This is a genomic window from Microcoleus sp. BR0-C5, from assembly GCF_036705045.1.
In the GTDB taxonomy this organism is placed as follows: domain Bacteria; phylum Cyanobacteriota; class Cyanobacteriia; order Cyanobacteriales; family Microcoleaceae; genus Microcoleus.
Genome location: NZ_JAUBTR010000050.1, coordinates 1 through 3,782, shown reverse-complemented (window position 1 = coordinate 3,782; position 3,782 = coordinate 1). Strand labels below are relative to the sequence as shown.

Below are 3,782 nucleotides of genomic sequence, written 5' to 3'. Positions count from 1 at the left end.
ACTGGCGGTGCAGTGTCGTTATCCGTAATCGCCACCGTCACCCCTGGAACCACAACCACATTATACTTAGCATCACCCCCACTCACACTGTGAGTGATAGTACCGCTGTGCGCGCCTTCGACAATCGTATCGTCAACAGCCTTCACCGTAACGGGTTGAGTCTGCGCCCAATTATCCGCAGTGAAAGTGAGAGGGGCGATCGCTTCAATCTGCTCACCTGTTGTGAGAGTGATAGTTACAGGCGCGCTCGGCTGGCTGTTGAGTTTGACTGTATAACTGCCATCCGCGCCGCCTTCTGTAGCAGTTGTTTGCGTGGGAGAAATGCTGACACCTGCTGTGTCGTTGTCGGTAATCGCTACATTTACATCCTGAATTGTCGTGCCGCTATACTTAGTGTCGGTACTGGTAACAGTGTGAGCGATCGTCCCGCTGTGCGTACCTTCGGCTTTGCTATCGTCGGTAGCGGTGACAGTGACAGTTTTCGCAACATTCCAGTTAGTGCTGTCAAAGATAATTGGGGCGATCGCATTTATTTCACTTCCAGCATTCAAGTTAATGGTAACAGGGGCGATCGGCTGCGATGTTAATTTGAGTTCATAACTGCCCGTCGCGCCACCTTCTGTAGCAGTTGTTGCCGTGGGAGTAATAGAAATACCAGCCGTATCATTGTCCTTATTGCTAAGGCTAACATCCGCTACATCTTTGTTGCTATAAATCGGATCTGTACTAACAGTAGCAGCCGTGACTATTTTGTAGCCAATATCGCCGTCAACAATGCTATCGTTAACCCCAGTTACTGTTACTGGTTGCGGTGTATCCCAGTTAGCCGGAGTGAAAGTTAAACTATTAGTCGAAACTGTTCCCTCGGCAACATTGTCACTGGTCAAACCGATAGTCACATCAGCAGTTGGCTGAGTATTCAGAACCACAGTAAAGTTAGCCTTGGTGCCATCTTCACCAGTAGTTAATCCCCCCGTCGGATTCACCGTAATTCCCGGAGTTTCATTGTCACTGTTGGTGACTTCGACATCATCAGGATCGAGGTTATTGTAATTAACATCGGTACTCACAGCAGCAGCCGTGACAATTTTGTAAGGTTTAGGGCCATCAGCTACTAAATCGTCAACACCAGTCACCGTTATTGTTTGCGGTTGATTGTAGTTAGCCGGAGTGAAAGTTAAACTATTAGTCGAAACTGTTCCTTCTGCAACATTGTCACTCCTCAAACCGATGGTAACGTCACCAGTTGGTGCAGCGTTTAATTTGACTGTAAATTCTGCCTTACCGCCAACTTCTGTTGTTGATATTGCCTTTGGACTGACTGTGATGCCGGCAGTATCATCATTAGTAATAGTGGTGGTAGCGGTAGCCGTCGCAATAGTGGGTGCGCCACCCGGTGAAACTGAATTTGATAAAGTAATGGCAACAGTTTCATCCGGTTCTATATTGCCATCTCCCAACACATCCAAAGTAATAGTTTTGGATGTTTCACCCTCGGCAAAACTGATTTTACCACTGGCAGCAGTTGCCCCAGAAGTGCCGCCGATATTGTTGTAATCAGTGCCGTTTGTCGCAGTGCCGGTAATGGCATAATCTACTGTACTCCAAAGTTCCGTGCTGCCGCTGCGAGTAATAGTAAATGTGGCAGGAGTAGCGCCGGAATTCCCTTCGGTAACGGTGGGATTGTCTGCGACAATTGAGTAAGAACTATTCCTATCCAATATTGCCAGTGTCACTTGACTCGTAACGCCGGCAACACCGCCTGTAATGGCACCCAAATTGAGAACTAACTGTTCGTTACTGTCAACGATATTGTCGGCTTTGATGGTAACTGCCACAGTTTGAGTGAGTGCAGCACCAGTCGCCCCGGCAGGGAAAGTAACAGTAGTAGGCGAAATTGTGTAATCAGCATCTTGGGTAGCTGTGCTGCTGGGATCGATGACAATTGGTACAACTACATCGGTGAGGGGTGTGCCGCCGCCCAGAGTAAGAGTGACATTAATTACTGTGTCGGTAGCGCTTTCATTAACAGGGATGTTGCTGCTGTATTTGGAAGTGTCAAAACTGACCCTATTGGGTGTATTTAGCAGCACCGAAATGTTACCTGAACCGTTGTTCGCTACTGCCAAATCCGGGAGAGTGTCAGCATTAAAGTTGCCTGAAATAATGGAAGTTGGACTTGTCCCCGCAGCAAAGTTAATGGGTGCACTAAAACCGCCACTGCCATTGCCTACTAAAATTGCAGCGCCGCTGGTTCCTGTTACTGCTAAGTCAAGTCTGCCATCTCCGCTAAAGTCTTCCACAACAATGCTGTTAAGCCCGGCCCCTGCGTTAACAGTAGTGGCCGGGCCAAAGCCACCAGTGCCATTTCCCAATAGAATTGACACACTGTTAGAGCCACCGTTAACTGTGGCCAAGTCGAGGTAAGTGTCTCCGTTAAAGTCCCCAGTGGCGATCGAATTTGGACCTTGCTCAACCTCAAAGTTAGTAGCTTCACCAAATCCGCCCGTGCCATTTCCTAATAGAATTGAGACATTATTAGAGAGGCTGTTGGCAACGGCTAAGTCGGCGAAACTGTCAGCGTTAAAGTTGCCTACAACAACGGAACCAGGAATCGCACCAACATTGAAATTAGTGGCAGCGCCAAAGCTGCCAGCACCGTTTCCCAACAAAATTGAGACACTACCAGAAGCACCTTGAGGGTTAGCGTTTACCACCGCTAAATCGAGGAAAGTGTCCGCGTTAAAGTTTCCGACAGCTATTGAAAGGGGAGTATTACCCACAGTGAAATCATTGCCTACATAGAAGCCACCAGTGCCATTTGCTAACAGAATTGAGATATTACTACTATTTACTACTGCTAAGTCGGGGAAGTTGTCATCGTTAAATAGTCCCGAGGTGACGGAAACGGGACTTGAACCTACGGCAAAATTGGTAGCTGTGCCAAAACCACCTGTGCCATTCCCTAACAAAATTGAAACGTTGTCGTCATTCTGGCTTGTCACTACCAAGTCTGGGAAGGTATCAGCGTTGAAATCCCCTACATTAATACCTTTGGGACTTAACCCCGCGCCAAAATTAGTCGCATCACCCAAGGTGTTCAAAACATACTCGTAACCCGCTAACACTTCGGCTTCAAATACCAGTGGCGTTTCTATTTTCCCGGTTCTGACTTCCAGTTCCCAGTCCCCACCCTTTGCCGCGCTTCCGGTGAGGTTTTTGGAAGCTGCAACATTGGCATTTGTGAGTTGGGCGATGCGCTGGATGAAGGCTACACCGTCTATATCTCTCGCCTGTTTATCATCTATGGCGCATTCATCATCTATGGCGTATTCATCCGATCCGCCGGGGGTTGAAACCCCCGTCTCATAGCGAAAGTCCTCTAAAGAGGACTCAATAGCCGCCTTGTTTCCAGTCGGTTTCAACCGACTTGAGCTTTGAGCCAGGGAATTCATTCCCAGGCGGACTTTCCCAGAAGCGCGAGGTGCTGATGCCACATTACAACCATAAATCAGAATGTCGGCACCCAGAGTTAAAGAACTGGGCCACTCCTGCAATTGCTGGGAATAAGCTTCCAGATTATCTAAACTCAAGCTACCGCTGCCGAGTTGCAAGCTGCCGGGACTGCCGTGAGAAATGATGTGAATGCTGTCAATATTGCTGCGAAGAGCTAAAATTTCAGTAATTTGGTCGATCGCATCTCGGTTCCCATCCAAAACGACTACTTCCGTACCCGGTTTTACCCCAGCGACTAAACTTTGATAATTTTCAACTTTCGGATC

The 3,782-nt window shown here is 48.1% G+C and carries 1 protein-coding gene; it reads right to left on the bottom strand.

Going from position 1 to position 3,782, the window contains the following annotated elements; all coding sequences use genetic code 11:
- Nucleotides 1–3,782: DUF4347 domain-containing protein (locus tag QUB08_RS21400; RefSeq protein ID WP_333226889.1), on the bottom strand; the 3,782-nt coding region annotated here is incomplete at both ends.